Consider the following 15,694-nt stretch of genomic DNA (forward strand, 5'->3'; position numbering starts at 1 on the left):
ATTTATTCAAATATGGCATTTTGAGTCAAAAAGACCCACTTATCCACTTTGTTTTACTTTTATTTTATCGGATTCGTCAATTTTTTTCAATAAAAGAACATATACCGTTCACTTTTTTGTCACATCTTACAATTTTGGCATTGAAAAAACGTTGCAAAAAAAATGTTTTTTATTATTTTTTATTATTTTTTATTTTTGGGGAAACGTTTTTCGTTCTTTTGTATATTTTTTAGATATTTTTTTGTCTTTTCTTGTCTATTTTTTCATTTTGTTTTAACGAAAAAAGCCTGCGCATCTATTACTATTAGATACGCAGGCTATTTAAGCTTAATATACTATTCTATTGTTCTCTAGAGTTATTTCCAAAATACCAGCATCTGTTTAATATAATAAAACAGTACTGGCGAATCATATTTTATATCGCTCCATTCCGGAGAGATTGCAACCATGGCTGTTATTGCAAAAGATGCTATGGCAAGACCAATCATTATTTTTGTTACATATCTTTCAATGCCTTTTTCTCTCGCCTTGGAATACATGATAAGAACCACATATATAATAGGAAGAAAGAACATCCAGGCATAATCAATAGAATATCGAAGTGACGTTCCACCCATTGTGGTTGTTATATAACACATTGCGAAAGCAACTACCAAAGTTGTCATTACGAAGCCTCTGTTTCCTGTTTCTTTTACGATTCTTCTGCCGGTCCACGGAATCAGAGCAAGCAGCCACATAATAGGATAAGCAAATATTCCCATACAAGCCATGCTGTAGAAGAAGCCCATGTAATTACTACCTGTCATTGTCGGATTTAAGTATGGAAAAACCGAACTTACGCTTGGTGGCATTAACAAGCCTTTGCTTATTGCCACAGGAAGTTTTCCAATATCCGTTATATGGTAGTAACTTGTATCGTACACAGTTAATTGATACTTTGCTCCAAACTCTGTAATACTTCCGAAACGAATATAATTGTAATACATTAGAGCAATTCCAATCACCAAATATGGCAAGGCAAATGTTATTATCTCTTTTATATTTTTTCTGGAAAATATTGCCTTAAAATAATTGCATTTTTTTTGTTCATTTCCACTTGTCTTTCCAACTTTATTTATTCTATTATATCCACCGTTTGTTGCCAGTCCATTTAGAACTATCGGCAAAATAATAATTGACGCCAACACAAAGTTTGGTCTGCAGCCTACTGCCAGTGCCATAAAAGTCGCTCCAAGCAGAAGCCTTTTCTTTTTTATTCCTTTTTCGGTAAAGGCATTAAGTATGCAATCAATCCCCATCAAAGCCGAGGCAAGTGCAGATATTGATGCCGCCTCATAGAACTTGCTTCCGTTAATACTATATAATAGGAAGGAGCTGCTAATGAAGCACACAACCAAACTTGCGATTACCCACACATTAACAGGCTTTTTCCAACGGTTGACTATCGTCATTATTAGATTGCACATAAGAAACATGCAAATAACGCACATCATTAATACATATATTTTCGTGCTAATCAGTGCGCCCGTTACCATATAAATAGGAAGATATACAAACAGCACAGGCACAACACCAAAGTAGCAATAATATTTTCCTTTGTAAAAAGCTCTGTCCCACTTGTATTTAATATTGCTTCTTTGCTTCCATTCGTATGGGTTCTTTAACTTGTTAAGTTGTTCAATCTGACTTTGCACAAAATAGGTTCCACTACTACTAACACCATTTATGTCTACTTTTCCATTTGCCAGCGCCACTGTTAATTCCTGATAAGCGTCCATATCGGTGCTAAAATCAAATCCGGTTAGCCGTCCTGCATAATCAAAACAAGCATTAGTCATGCCCGCTAGCAGAACCACAAATCCAACCTGAAGAATCATTATTGTAACGAGTATCTTCCTATTATAATGTATATTTTTTGTTTTATTTACAAACTCAACGCTTCCTGTGAATCTTATAAGGGTAAAAAGCATAATAAAAATCATCATAACTATAGTTCTAATAGCATTAAATTTGAAAGCCTTACTATAATTTACTTTCACATATATTTTACTTATAGAAGATTCTACCGGAACCTCTAAGGTTAGTTTTACAGAATCTGTTTTCCCTGCAAAATGAGTTTTTATATGTCCTGTAGATGCAAGTCCATTTACAAGTGTTACATTGCAGTCGGCTTTCGCGTATTCTACAGTGTTCGCCTCGTCCTTATAATAGACCTTACAGTCAGCAGTTTTCTCTGTCCCATCCATAGATAGGTCCAAATCTTTAATCGCACAGTCGGCATACACAATAACAGAATACAAACGTGTTTCCCCTTCCTTGCTTACTTCCACGTTTCCGTTTTTCGCCTTATTCTTTTCTACTATTTCATTGCTGTCTGAAGTTACGGTGTTTCCAAGTGTATTAGTATCAAACATTACAGCAAACTTTGGATTATTGTTTTTCTCATAGCTTGTGAAATTAAAAGTAAAAATTTCCAATACCACTGCTGCAAGCAATGCCTGCACAACCCAGAACATATATCTGTTATATTTTTTTAGTTTAATTGATTTCTCTATTTTTCTGTTGAAAATTTTGATAATAAGAACCCCCAAGACAATTCCTATTAAGAACATTAAATATTGCATTTTTGCTCCTTATTGTTTCTGTAACAATTTTACTTTTGTTTGGATTTCCTACCCATTGTCATTCTATTGCTAATGTTTATTCTTTTGTTTCGTGATATTCTTTGTCTGTATTCACATTCCAAATATTGCTTTTGTCTTTAATATTATTCACAATATTTTTTACAGTTTCAAAAGATGTAACCATTGAATGATCCATATTGTTATATCTGTGCTGACCGTTTCGACCCACGCAATACAAATTGTCAAAAGTATTAAGGTAATCAATAATTTCATTCATATTTGCATAGCCATCAAAGTATGCCGGATAGGCTTTCTTGATTTTTTCTCTATGAGCATCAAGCACATCCGCTGTCTTAATCACGTCCATTTTGACCAGCTCATTAATTGCAAAATCAATACATTCCTTATCACTCATATTCCAGAATTCATCGCCTTCCCTGCAAAAATATTCCAGTCCTATCCAAACATATTTGTCCGGCTCCTGAACCATGTAAGGCGACCAGTTGTTAAACACCTGAATTCTTCCCAGCTTAACTCCTGTATCCTGAACATAAATCCAGCAATCAGGCACAATATTATTTAAAGTTTTTAATTTAGTTTCGTTTTTCAAATTTAATTTGTCTAAAAGCAAGCCAACTGTGACAAAATCCCTGAAAGGTAAATCTTTTGCTGACTCTTCAACTACCTGCGGTATTTCACTGCCCTTTATGCCTGCCACCAAGTCATTAACGGGCATTGAAGAAATAAAAATATTTCCTTCATATTCCACTGTCTGTCCGTTTTCTATGCAACAAACACTTTTTACTATATTATTTTCCGGATTATGCACTTCTCTGTTTTCCTGATTATGTACTCCGCTACTTTCCTTATTATGCGCTCCTTTGTTATCAGTTTTACCACCATCTTCCGTATTAATTGTTGTAACCTTGCTGTTAAAAACAATGGTACCGCCCATTTCTTCTATTTCTTTGGCAACCATTTCCCACAACTGGCCTGGTCCATATTTAGGATATATGTATTCTTCAATTAATGAAGTTTCTACTTTTTTGTTTTTTCCACTTGGCATAATCTTGCTGAATACATCTTTTAAAACAGCAGATATTGAAAGTCCTTTTACTCTTTGCGCTCCCCAATCTGCCGAGATTTCCCTAGGGTGTCGGCCCCAAAGTTTCTCTGTATAGCCTTCAAAAAACATAGAATACAAAACTCGTCCAAATCTGTTTATATAGAAATTTTCCAAATTATCTTCAGGCAGTTTTCTGAAAACGGAATGTAAATAACTAAAGCCAGCCTTCATAGTTGTAGCAAAGCCCATGTTCTTAATTGTCGCCCATTTAAGAGAGACCGGATAATCAAAGAAATGCTTTGCGTAATAAATTCTTGAAACTCTGTTTCTTACAAGCATTACCACATCTTCTTTTTCAGGATCAGGTCCGTTTGTAGCGTAGCTTTTTTCTCTTCCTAAAACCTTATCGTCGTATGATGGTTTCCCCTGTATTGGCATTATATTGTTCCACCAATTATTTACTCTGTCATCTTTGGAGAAAAATCTATGGCCACCAATGTCCATTCTGTTTCCTTTATATTTTACAGTCTGTGAAATTCCCCCTATTCTGTCCGTTTCCTCCAGAATAGTAACTTCATATCCTTTTTGTTTTAATAGTTCGTATCCTGCTGTAAGTCCTGCCGGGCCTGCACCAATAATAATTACTTTTTTCATTTTACTCTCCAGTCTTTTCTTCACTTTGTCATTGTTTGCACACAACTCTATAATTTTATCATATTTCGTATTTATTTACTAGCAAAAGAAAAAGTCGAACCTCAACAAGAGATTCGACTTTCTTAAACTGCGGGTGACAGGACTTGAACCTGCACGGTCTCCCACTAGAACCTAAATCTAGCGCGTCTGCCAATTCCGCCACACCCGCGGATATTAACTTGTGCACATTAGTACATGAACCTTAATTGCTTCACAGTAGCTTATGCGCTGGTATTTGCATACCCTGTTAAAATCAAAAGGTGCAAGTAAAACTTGCACCCTAGTGAGCCACTGGGGAATCGAACCCCAGACAACTTGATTAAAAGTCAAGTGCTCTACCATCTGAGCTAGTGGCCCGTATTAATTATTTTTCTTAATGAGTCTAACCCATCTAACTGGGCTAGCTGGATTCGAACCAGCGAGTGCAGGAGTCAAAGTCCTGTGCCTTACCGCTTGGCGATAGCCCATTGTGTAAGGTGGCTAGAGGGATTCGAACCCTCGGTCTCCAGAGCCACAATCTGGCGCGCTAACCAACTGCGCTATAGCCACCATGCCATGCTCTGGTTTAATCCAGAAGTGTGCCCAAAGGGATTCGAACCCCCGACCCACGGCTTAGAAGGCCGTTGCTCTATCCAGCTGAGCTATGGACACATACCCCATATAACTATTGCTATATAGAAGCGGGTGATGGGAATCGAACCCACATATCCAGCTTGGAAGGCTGGTGTTCTACCACTGAACTACACCCGCAAAACATCGGGGTGACAGGATTCGAACCTGCGACCTCCTGATCCCAAATCAGGCGCTCTAGCCAAGCTGAGCCACACCCCGTTCTGTGTTTTTGTGTTGCCTTGTGTTTCACAACGCAAGAGTAATTATAGGGTAAGTGCCAAATAAAGTCAAGCGTTTTTTTTAATTTTTTTTAAAAAATTTTTTAACCTGATTTCTACGGCTAAACATACTGGATTCTAACGTCCAATTTTCCACTGTCATCTACCGTCAAAATTCCATAAGTTGGCTTGTGATTTAATTGTCTTGGTTGGCTCACACTGCCTGGATTTACTACGATTATGCCACCATAGACAGAATTTTCCGGATAATGAGTGTGACCATACATTGCAATTTTGCAGCCCTCTTCTTCTGCTGCGTAACATAATTTTTCCACGCCAAAATTTACACCAAAACAATGCCCATGAGTTATAAAAATTTTATTTTTTTCAACTTCTACAATATCAAAAAGTGGATTTTCTGACATTAAATCACAATTTCCTCTTACACATTTTATTTCACATTTGCAAATTTCTTTTAGTAAATCATCCTGTCCAATTAAATCCCCAAGATGAATTACCATATCATAATTTTTCTCTTTTTCAACAATTTTTCTAACATTATCTAAATTTCCATGTGAGTCGCTAATAATTATTACCTTTTTCATAATCTTAAAGTTTTCCTTTCAAAATTTCTTTCATTTGTTCTAATGCTTTTCCCCTATGACTAATACTGTTTTTTAATTCAGGAGTCATTTCGCCTGTTGTCATCTCAAATTCAGGCACATAAACAATAGGATCATATCCGAATCCGTTTGTTCCTTTTTGCTCGTATGTAATCAAGCCTTCAATTACGCCCTTACAGGTCGAAATTTCGCCATTTGGGAAAGCTACAGCCATGGCACACACAAATCTTGCACTACGCTCTTTTCCCTTTGCATCTTTTAATTTTTCGATAATATAGTTATTTTTTATATCGTAGCTGGTATCTTCCCCTAAAAATCTTGCAGAATAAATTCCCGGTGCCCCATCTAAATAATCTACTTCTAACCCTGAGTCATCGGCAATTGCGATTTCTCCTGTTATTTCCATTATCGTTTTCGCCTTAATAATGGCATTTTCCTCAAAAGTTGTCCCGTCTTCCACAATGTCAACATCCACTCCTGCTTCTTTCATTGTGCAAAGTTCTACATCCAGTCCATCCATCATCATTCTTACTTCACGAACTTTATTTTCGTTTGTAGTTGCAAAAATTATCTTTTTCATGCTTTGTTCCTTTCTCGTATTATACGTATTGCCACCGTCTTTAAATCAGTGCCATTTGTCAGAAACAAAGGGAACTAGGTTCATTTTGTTTCTTTCTATGTAACAATTATGTATATTAAAGCTTTTAACACGTAATATTTCGTCCAAAATCGCTCATATCACGTGTTTTTTTACTTTATTCTAACAGTTTTGTACATAATGTGTTCCAGCCTGTTTTGCGGTTTATATTTGGGGAATATCCCCGGTTAATTTGCCCCATAGGCTTTTAAACATATATTACAACCCTGATTTTCGGCAGACTGCCAATTAACACCACTGGAGCTAAAATAGCCCTCCCCATCTGTTAGGTCTACCTTCCCTTCCATTGATTTTGTTTGCATTTCCACCGGTATCAACTTAAATACATTATCATTGTTATTGTTGGTTACTTTTATAATAATGGCAAATTTCTGATTTTTCTTCACAGCATATTCTTTGTCCAGCTCAATTGTGTAAAAGCCTTTATTTGTCAATTTTCCCCTTGCTGCAACATGACTACGCTCGTTTAATGAAGCATTATTTTTGTAGTCTGTGCATACAAATACTTCATATTTCAAATTAGTATCTGTGCCGTAAAAACCAACCGACTTAATTTTATCGTCAGCCTTTGCCTTAAAAACATTTGAAAAATACACTGTAGGCTCATTTTGAAAGCCCATGGTTCCCGTCCAGCCACACAAATCGCTTTGATATATACTCTTGTAATTATCAGTGTCTTCTACTTTTGTGTAACAAACGTTATTTTTTCCAATAAGGTCATCATAATAAGAAACGTAAAAAGTTCCCTTATAGCCAAAATCTTCTCCCCAACTGTTCATGCAAATAAAAGCCCCGTCACCTTTTATTGACGTATCATTAAACAATTCTTTTGAATAATTATCATCCCAGCCAATTATTACAACATCGTGATTTGGCTTATTATTTCCCTTGTAACAATAGGCATGTTCTGTCTCGTTATAATAAACTGACGACATATCAGCATTACTCATTGACATGTACATTGAAGTTTCAACACCGCCGTATTTGTAAACCATTTCTTTTATCTGTTCGTAATCCTTTTCGGGAATAATTTGAGCCTCCTGAACATGCTTTACAACTTTGGCATTCTTGTTGTAAGTTTCATTTCCATATTTGTCGTCTTTTTCTAAAACAGGGCCTTTCCATGCCATTAAATATGACATTGCCATCATATAGTCACCCCCGTCCTGAATGTCATTTCCTAAGTCATTATTGTATACCAAATTATTCTCAGAAAAATCCAATTTTTCTTCAGGCATAAGTGATGTTTCAAGAGCCGTCAAAGTTGCAAAAGCCCAACATGTTCCATAATTTCCCTGGTCCTTAACCTCCACTGCTCTCTTTTTGTCAATATAACTATATCTTGCAGGTAGCTTTGAATCCTTCACTGCCCTGTCATTCATAAACGCCTTATTTAGCTGACTGTCCCATGTATATTTATAATTAAAATAATCCTTAAAAATATTTGCAGGTATGTAAACTGTTCCATTTTTTCTTACGACTTTATCCTGTAATTTGTACTGGTTGTCGTTAAAAATTATTGTGTCTTTTCCAATGTACATAACCGCAATATTTCTGCCTTTTTCAACTATTACCCTTTTGTTATTATAAATATTTTGGGAACAGTCAAAAACATCCATTATTATATTAATTGGAATCATCAGATTCATATTGTCACTCATATAAAGCGTATAATCTTTCGATTCTATTTTTTTATTATCAACCTGTAAATTAATTACTTTTTTGTTGGAACTTTTTGCCATTACGGCATTCCAATTTTTTATTTTAGCTTTTTCATAATCTGCTGAATTTCTTTCAACAGTACCGCTTGTAATTATAAAATTAGCAATTCCGATAATACAAACCAGCCCAATTCCCCAAATAATTAATTTAATTATTTTCTTTCTTTTCATTCACTTTTCCTTTTTTAGGTGGTTTTGGTCCCATAAACTGGTAGAAATATGTTTTCAACATTCCATTATATATTTTACGGTTTTTAGTTGCTTTTATTCCCATATCCTTTTCTGCATCCTCGTAAGATGTAATAATAAACGCAGACCAACTGTCCAAACTCTTGTATCTTTCCCCTATGGTTCTGTAAAGTGGTTTCAAAGCAGACTTCTCCTCAAGTCTTTCGCCGTAAGGAGGGTTTGTAATTATAAATCCATATTTCTTGCTGTGACTTAATTTTTCCACAGGTCTTGTCTGAAAATGAATTAAATGGTCCACACCTGCATTTTCTGCATTTTTACGTGAATATTCCACCATTTCCTTATCAATATCGTACCCCTGAATGTCTACCTGTATATCATCGTCAATTAAATCATTTGCCTCATTAATTGCCTGATACCAGTCTTTTTTGTCTATAATATTTGTCCATTCTTCTGCTGTAAATTCCCTATTCATTCCAGGGGCAATGTTAGCTGCAATCATGGCTGCCTCAATTGGAAATGTTCCACATCCACAAAAAGGATCAACTAAAATTCTATCCTTGTGCCATGGAGTAAGCATAATAAGAGCTGCTGCTAATGTCTCTGAAATAGGTGCCTTAGCTGTGTACTTTCTATAACCTCGCTTGTGCAACGACTCACCTGTACTGTCAAGGGCGATAATTGCCTCATCCTTGTAAAAGAATACTCTAATTGGGTACTCACTTCCATCTTCGTCAAACCAATTTACTTTATAGTCTATTTTCAGACTTTCAACAATTGCCTTCTTCACAATTCTCTGTATGTCTGAAGGGCTAAAAAGTTTGCTCTTTACAGTACTTGCTTTCTTAACCCAGAACTTTCCGTCTGCTGGAATAAAATCTGACCAATTAAGTTTTTTTACTTCCTCAAACAGTTGATCATAACTTGTTGCCTTAACTCTTCCAATTTGAATTAAAACACGTTCTGCCGTCCGCAAAAAAACGTTTGATCTGCAAACTGCAAGGCTGTCACCTTTGTATGTGATTCTGCCATCTTCAACCTTGATTATTTCATATCCTAAATCTAAAATTTCTCTTTTTAATACTGATTCAACACCAAAATGACATGGTGCTACTAATGTTAAATTATCCATTTATCTTCCTATCTTTGTTGTATTTTTTTAATTGCCTATTAACTTTTTTTTTCGCTACTTCTTCAATAATAATAACAATAGTTTGCGCTGTCAACTTTAACAGCCGAAGTGACATTCTCTTACAGCCACAATAACATTCCGCAACAATGCAGGAACATTATTCCCATGAACCACAATAGTATCATTCCTTAATCCTGCCTATATTTAGTAACCCAAGTTCTACTTTTACTCCTTGTAACCGCCCACAACAGCCAGTACCTTATATCCGAAATCTGATAATTCACTTGCCAGTTTGAAACTTAGACTACCTCTTCTGCAATATAGAATCCATGTGTAATCTTTCTTATTGTACTGTGCTATTTTTTCAACTGTTGGATTCGGAACGTTAATGGCATTGTCAACGTGTGAGTAATAGAATTCCTGGGGACTTCTCAAATCTGCGACAATATATTTTTCTTCCATCGCTCTGGTTCGTGCTTCTTCTAATGATATATAATTGAATTTTCCCATGTTCATATCCACTAATAATTTATATAACTATTATATTTCAAAATTCAACAAAGTTGCCTGACCATTTGGCATTTGGCATTTTATATTTACTGTTGTACTTTATTTCCCAGTACGTAAAAAGAAAACCTACAACCTGTTAAAGATTGTAGGCTTTCTTTTGTTATCTACAGTTCTTGCAATCACTTGCATCATCTGATGCTTCATCATTGTAACTATCTGTTGATGCCTTGTCGTCATAATCATTCTTTGATGATTCTGATGAATAAGAATTCTTGCTTGAATTTTTAGCTGAGTTCCTACTTGAAGCTTTGTTTGTATCAGCTTCATTTACAGAATCATTACAATCATACGCATTCTTTGAACTTGAATATTTCTTTGCCATAATAACCTCCTAAAAAAATGTTTAATACATTTTGCATTAGATATTATGGTTGCATATTTCTTTTTTATTCATGCTATAATTGCAAAACTGTTTTCCCCCATTATTTTTTCCTTTTTTCCTTTTAGTTAGCACTTTCGGTTTTTCATACTTTTCTTTTTGTTGTTTTCTTCATTTTTATTTTTCATACTTTTTTGTTTTTAAGTTTTTCATATTTTTATCATTTCTTTTTGTTCTGCATTTCCAATGTCAGCAATCTTAATTTTCCTGGAAGCCTGTTTCTTTATGAACTGACTAATACCGCTTGTTCTGTATGCTGCAATTCATATTACAATCAGCATTAAAATAATGAATAATTTTAAAAATCTTCTTTTCTTGCGGCGTCGTCTTCGGCGGATGCCTCCACCAAAGATTTCGCCTCTTGAACTTTGACTATAATATGTGTGGTCCATTAATGTTCTCCAATTAAAGTTTATCGTTTTTCTCTACCGTTTTTATCTGCCTTATTATTTTTCTAAATTATCTGTATTCAATTACAGTTTACTTATTTCTAATTGCCTCGATTGGTTTCTTTGATGCAATCCTGTAAACCGGTATGAAACTTGCAACTACTGCAACACCTATACTAATAATGAATAATAGTGCAATCTGTCTTATACCAAAATTCAAAACAGTAATTAAAATTCCTACCCTGCTTCTAAATAAGCCGTTTAAAATTGCTGTTCCAACTCCCGTTGCTGTACATGCTAATACAAAATTAACCATTGCAATAACAAAACTTTCTGCAAAGAAAATTCTGAATACATCATTACTTCTTGCACCAATGGCTCTTAAAATACCAATTTCCTGCTTCTTGTATGAAATACTTGTTGCAATAAAATTAGAAAGCATAATCATTGCAAACAACGCAAATCCAAGTCCCACATAGAAAAATACCTTTGACATTACTTTTAAAATTTCATCAACTGTATCTAATTCGTATGTTACCGAGTTCTGCATCTGGTATTTAACACCATCTCTAATTGTGTAGCAATATTTTACAATATCTTCTATATCAGAAGTTTTTTTAGGCATTGCTGTTACTGCAAAATCATAATCACCTTTTCCTTTTGTCCACTCTTCGCTGTAACCAAATATATTCTCAGGAACAATGTAAACGCCCTGGTATTTATCTTCGTCCTTGCTATAATCTAAAACACCAACAACCTTACATTTTTCCAGATTCTTAGTATCCTCATCATCTCCTGTATAAACAGTAAAAGTATGTGTTTTTAAGTATTCTAATTTTTCTTTAAGAGTTGTCTCATGGTTTTCATCAAAAGTAAAGCTCTTAATATCAACAATTATTTCGTTGTTTGCAAGCTTATCTTTCTTTCCGCCAAGCCATGTAACGTCATTTAAATCTATGTCGTCAATTGTTCCAATATACTCACCATCTACTGAAGCCTTATCATCAAATACATTTAAGTATGAGTTCATCATCTGAACAAAATTAGGAACATCGTTTTTGATTTCAGCAAACTTTTCGCTACTTACAACTGCCACAGATGAAAGACTGTACTGTTGAATTTTTCCAAGTTCATTTCCTAACGCATACAATGCTAAATTTTCTGCAGATGAATTTCCTTTTAAATCCCCTGACAAATCTTTGTATCTATTTAAATCAACCTGTGTATCAAAAATTCCCACAACTTTATATTTTGATTTTCCGATAGCAATTTCTTTTCCAACTAAATCATTGTAATCATTAATCTTTATTGTCTTATTTCCATTTACATAACCAGCTTTTTTGAAAGTTTCAAAAACATATTCACTTAACGCAATGTCGTTGTTCTTTCCTTCCGGTAGTTTTCCCGCAATCATTTTGTAGTTGTACTCTTTTAATTTCTTGTTATCAAGAGTAGTAAAACCTGACACTGAATTTGCATATGCACAATATGAATCATTTTTAGTTAATTTTACATTTGTGTCGATGTTACCTAAAGTCAATTCTTCACTTGGTGTTATAACCCCTGTGAAACTCAAACCTGTCTCTTTGTTGATTTTTTTCAAATCACCTTTTGATAAATAGTTTCCGTATTCGTTCCAATAGCTGTATGTGCCATCGCCTACTTTAATTGATTTAGAAACAGTAGCGTATTTTATTTTTGAATCAACAATTGATTTTGTACATGTTTTTATATGGTTATAATTTCCAAAAGTATCAGCTAAAGCAAACAATGTAAACGCCACAAATGACAGTAAAATTGTAATTGTCAATCTAATCTTTTTGTGTTTTAAACTACTTGCACCAATTTTAAATGCATTTTTCAAAGGTAGTTTAGATTTGATTAACTTAAATTCTCTGTCCTGATATTTAATTTTACTTTCGTCTGTTTTTACAAACTCTCCTGTGCTACCGCCCTGATTTTCGTTAGCAACCTTAATGTTTAAATTGCTATTAACTCTATCAATATATTCGTTAATTTTTATCCTGTCATCTTCAGTTAAATGATAGCCTTTTTTTACAACAACTGTTGTGTCGTTAAACTGTAAATTATCTTCATTTATTTTACGTTGCTTTGCTACAATCTTCACCGACTTTTCCATATCTTCAATGATATTTCCATCTGCCAATTCGATAATTCTATCACCATAAGTTTCAGCAAATTCTCTGTCATGTGATACAACAATTACCAGTTTCTCTTCTGACAATTTCTTTAATGTATCCAAAACCTGTTTTCCTGTTTTAGAATCCAAAGCTCCTGTAGGCTCATCTGCCATAATAATCTGTGGATTCTTTACCAAGGCTCTTGCTATAGCCACTCTCTGTTTCTGTCCACCTGACAATTCGTTTGGCTTTCTATCTCCGTACCCCTCTAAATCAACCTTTGTTAAAATTGAATTGATTTCTTCATCAGATGCTTTTCGTCCCTGAAGTTCAATTGCCAATGCAATGTTTGCTCCAACGGTAAATTCTTCTAAAACGTTGTATTCCTGAAAAATAAATCCAACGTATGTATTTCTGTAAGAATCGAAATGACTTTGGTTAAAGTCTTTAGATGAAACACCTTTAATAATTATTTCTCCTTCATCGTACTTATCCAAGCCACCTAATAAATTTAAAAGTGTAGATTTTCCACTTCCTGACTTTCCTAAAAGAAATACAAGTCCTTTCTCCGGGAACTTAATAGATACCCCATTTAAAGCATTAACAGAAACACCTTTTTTTGTTTTGTATACTTTCTTTAAATTTTTTGTTTCTAGCATTATACTTCCCCTTTATTTTTTTCTTTTCCTCTATTGTATTACCTGTGTATTAATTGTACTATTCTGATTAATACAAATAGTTTATAACACATTTTATCCCCTCCGTCAACAAAGTTTTTGTTTTTTATTTTATAACTTAAGTATTTATTACATAAAAAAGAATGTCGCTTGCGACATTCCACACACCAAGTACGTGCCCTCCCACAACTATTTTCTTCTCGCACCAGTGCGCCTCCCTTGTGGAACGTTTTTGTTTAATAAGAAATTCCTTTAGAATTTCTTATTAAACAAAAAAAGAGACTCAAATCATGAGTCTCTCTTATGTACGTGAAAGGATTCGAACCCTCGGCCTTCTGGTCCGTAGCCAGACGCTCTATCCAACTGAGCTACACGTACGCACAAGTCACATTTTAGCGACATTGCTTATTTTACATCATATCCTTTTCTCTGTCAACCAAAAATCAATAAAAATACGAAAAGGTTCAAAATAGGTAAATATATGAAAATTCGAAAAATCCTAACTCAACCTTCATAAACTAAAACTTAATAAATATACGGACCTTTATCAACTATAATTTAATCTGACATGAAAAATAATATCAAAAGAATATGAACACTATTTTATTATATTCCAATTCAAATCTACTCTTGAATTAATACCCCTTACAGTTCCTCTATCAGAATACTGCCACATTTGAACATTTGGAATACCACCATCATAAAAATTCTTTGTATTATGTGTCCATCTTGCAAGCCATACTCCATAGTCAGATATCTTTTTGTAATACACTGAATATTTCAAAAAGTCCATGTAAGAATACACACTGGTATCATAGCCTCTATTTTCCAAATAATCGCAATATGTTTTGATTATATTTGTATTGGATTTCTTGTACTTTCGTTTATTTCTATATCCATTTTCAAAGTCAAAAGCGATTGGATAATCAATGTCGCCATAACTTTTTAGCATTTTATATGTAAACTTAGCTTCATTTTTTGCTTCCTTGTTATTGTCAGCATAACTATAAAGGTATAAACCTATCTTGATTCCATTTTTCTTTGCATTCTTATAATTGTAATCTAGCTGCTTATCAACAATGCCACCTTTTTTTGTTCCATAACCAAGTCTAATCATAGCAAAAGAAATTCCAGCTTTTTTAACTTTTTTCCAGTTAATTGTTCCATTATGATATGAAACATCTATACCTTTTAAATTACCGGTATAAGATGATTTTGTATAAGCACTTTTATAAATAGTATCGTTTATGTTTTCTACCACAGCAATTCTATACTGATACTTTTTTGACTTTGAAGCATCATAATCCTTATAGGAGCCGTTGTCATCTGCTAATTCCGTTATGTACTTCCACTTACCACCACTCTTTTTTCTATATAAAACATAACTTGACGCACTATCATTTAAATCCCATGTTACAAACTTGTAGTCTTTAAAATCCACAACACTTACGTCCTTGACCCCTAGAGGCTTTGCAACTATTTCTGCTGAAACATACGAGTAATTTCCATAAGCTTTTTTGTTATGCTTTTTATACTTTAATGGTCTGATTTTATATGTATATTTTTCTCCTGTCTCTATATCATCATCTATGTATTCTAAAGAAGAAGTATAATCGACGTTTTTAAATGTTCCATTATTTACGCTTCTATAAACAATATATCTGTCATATTTCTTTTTAGACTTCCACTGAAGTTTTGTTCCCTTTGTTGTTGTAGAAAGCTTAGTAATTGTAACATTTGTCTTTAATTGTTTTCCATAAGCTTTTGTTGAAGTGCCAAACACTAAACATGTCATAGTTAGCACTCCGGCTGCCGTTGCAATTCTTCTTAATAGTTTATTTTTCATTTTTCTCTCCTAATTTATTAAAATAATTTACGTGTATTGGCGACAACTCGCATCCATAGTAGATTTTGTGTAACAATAAATTTTAGAGAATTTCCTATTACACAAAAAAGAGATATCACATAGGTGATATCTCTTATGCCGGTGACCGGAATCGAA

The 15,694-nt window shown here is 34.1% G+C and carries 10 protein-coding genes and 8 tRNA genes; all 18 read right to left on the reverse strand.

Annotated elements, in window-relative coordinates:
• Positions 1-356: 356 nt before the first annotated feature.
• On the reverse strand, positions 357-2,624 hold the full coding sequence (locus DWZ69_RS10610) for a hypothetical protein (RefSeq protein WP_118000314.1): 2,268 nt from the start codon (positions 2,622-2,624) through the stop codon (positions 357-359).
• Between the two features lie 76 nt (positions 2,625-2,700).
• Positions 2,701-4,344, reverse strand: coding sequence for an NAD(P)/FAD-dependent oxidoreductase (locus DWZ69_RS10615; protein ID WP_118000316.1), 1,644 nt, complete (start codon positions 4,342-4,344; stop codon positions 2,701-2,703).
• Positions 4,345-4,472: 128 nt separating this feature from the next.
• Positions 4,473-4,552 (reverse strand) — tRNA-Leu (locus tag DWZ69_RS10620).
• 115 nt (positions 4,553-4,667) lie between these two features.
• Positions 4,668-4,740, reverse strand: a tRNA-Lys gene (locus DWZ69_RS10625).
• Positions 4,741-4,778: 38 nt separating this feature from the next.
• Positions 4,779-4,850 (reverse strand) — tRNA-Gln (locus DWZ69_RS10630).
• Positions 4,851-4,858: 8 nt separating this feature from the next.
• Positions 4,859-4,932 (reverse strand) — tRNA-His (locus DWZ69_RS10635).
• A gap of 28 nt (positions 4,933-4,960) precedes the next feature.
• A tRNA-Arg gene (locus tag DWZ69_RS10640) sits at positions 4,961-5,034 on the reverse strand.
• 28 nt (positions 5,035-5,062) lie between these two features.
• Positions 5,063-5,133: transfer RNA gene (locus tag DWZ69_RS10645), tRNA-Gly, on the reverse strand.
• Positions 5,134-5,139: 6 nt separating this feature from the next.
• A tRNA-Pro gene (locus tag DWZ69_RS10650) sits at positions 5,140-5,214 on the reverse strand.
• Positions 5,215-5,335: 121 nt separating this feature from the next.
• Positions 5,336-5,818: a metallophosphoesterase gene (locus tag DWZ69_RS10655; RefSeq protein ID WP_118437010.1), complete on the reverse strand. Its 483-nt coding sequence runs from the start codon at positions 5,816-5,818 to the stop codon at positions 5,336-5,338.
• A 4-nt stretch (positions 5,819-5,822) separates the two neighbouring features.
• Positions 5,823-6,416 carry an XTP/dITP diphosphatase gene (locus DWZ69_RS10660; RefSeq protein WP_118000320.1) on the reverse strand — a complete coding sequence of 198 codons (594 nt, stop codon included), beginning with the start codon at positions 6,414-6,416 and terminating at the stop codon, positions 5,823-5,825.
• A 245-nt stretch (positions 6,417-6,661) separates the two neighbouring features.
• On the reverse strand, positions 6,662-8,386 hold the full coding sequence (locus DWZ69_RS10665) for a lectin like domain-containing protein (protein ID WP_118437011.1): 1,725 nt from the start codon (positions 8,384-8,386) through the stop codon (positions 6,662-6,664).
• A complete protein-coding gene (locus DWZ69_RS10670) occupies positions 8,364-9,536 on the reverse strand; it encodes a class I SAM-dependent RNA methyltransferase (protein ID WP_118437013.1) in 1,173 nt (390 codons plus the stop codon). The genes DWZ69_RS10665 and DWZ69_RS10670 overlap by 23 nt, the downstream gene beginning before the upstream one ends.
• Before the next feature lie 225 nt (positions 9,537-9,761).
• Positions 9,762-10,046 carry a rhodanese-like domain-containing protein gene (locus DWZ69_RS10675; RefSeq protein WP_158573385.1) on the reverse strand — a complete coding sequence of 95 codons (285 nt, stop codon included), beginning with the start codon at positions 10,044-10,046 and terminating at the stop codon, positions 9,762-9,764.
• Positions 10,047-10,206: 160 nt separating this feature from the next.
• Positions 10,207-10,428, reverse strand: coding sequence for a hypothetical protein (locus tag DWZ69_RS10680; RefSeq protein ID WP_118437017.1), 222 nt, complete (start codon positions 10,426-10,428; stop codon positions 10,207-10,209).
• 537 nt (positions 10,429-10,965) lie between these two features.
• Positions 10,966-13,674, reverse strand: a complete 2,709-nt coding sequence (locus tag DWZ69_RS10685; RefSeq protein WP_118437019.1) for an ABC transporter ATP-binding protein/permease — start codon at positions 13,672-13,674, stop codon at positions 10,966-10,968.
• Positions 13,675-13,996: 322 nt separating this feature from the next.
• Positions 13,997-14,070: transfer RNA gene (locus DWZ69_RS10690), tRNA-Arg, on the reverse strand.
• A gap of 220 nt (positions 14,071-14,290) precedes the next feature.
• Positions 14,291-15,538 carry a GH25 family lysozyme gene (locus tag DWZ69_RS10695; RefSeq protein WP_118437021.1) on the reverse strand — a complete coding sequence of 416 codons (1,248 nt, stop codon included), beginning with the start codon at positions 15,536-15,538 and terminating at the stop codon, positions 14,291-14,293.
• Positions 15,539-15,694 lie beyond the last annotated feature (156 nt).

The sequence above is a fragment of the Eubacterium sp. AF34-35BH genome (assembly GCF_003477765.1).
Taxonomy (GTDB): Bacteria; Bacillota; Clostridia; order Lachnospirales; family Lachnospiraceae; genus Eubacterium_G.

Coding starts and splice junctions, on each gene's coding strand:
- DWZ69_RS10680 (WP_118437017.1), bottom strand. CDS start 10,428: ATGGCAAAGAAATATTCAAGTTCAAAGAATGCGTATGATTGTAATGAT.
- DWZ69_RS10610 (WP_118000314.1), bottom strand. CDS start 2,624: ATGCAATATTTAATGTTCTTAATAGGAATTGTCTTGGGGGTTCTTATT.
- DWZ69_RS10660 (WP_118000320.1), bottom strand. CDS start 6,416: ATGAAAAAGATAATTTTTGCAACTACAAACGAAAATAAAGTTCGTGAA.
- DWZ69_RS10655 (WP_118437010.1), bottom strand. CDS start 5,818: ATGAAAAAGGTAATAATTATTAGCGACTCACATGGAAATTTAGATAAT.
- DWZ69_RS10685 (WP_118437019.1), bottom strand. CDS start 13,674: ATGCTAGAAACAAAAAATTTAAAGAAAGTATACAAAACAAAAAAAGGT.
- DWZ69_RS10695 (WP_118437021.1), bottom strand. CDS start 15,538: ATGAAAAATAAACTATTAAGAAGAATTGCAACGGCAGCCGGAGTGCTA.
- DWZ69_RS10665 (WP_118437011.1), bottom strand. CDS start 8,386: ATGAAAAGAAAGAAAATAATTAAATTAATTATTTGGGGAATTGGGCTG.
- DWZ69_RS10615 (WP_118000316.1), bottom strand. CDS start 4,344: ATGAAAAAAGTAATTATTATTGGTGCAGGCCCGGCAGGACTTACAGCA.
- DWZ69_RS10675 (WP_158573385.1), bottom strand. CDS start 10,046: ATGGGAAAATTCAATTATATATCATTAGAAGAAGCACGAACCAGAGCG.
- DWZ69_RS10670 (WP_118437013.1), bottom strand. CDS start 9,536: ATGGATAATTTAACATTAGTAGCACCATGTCATTTTGGTGTTGAATCA.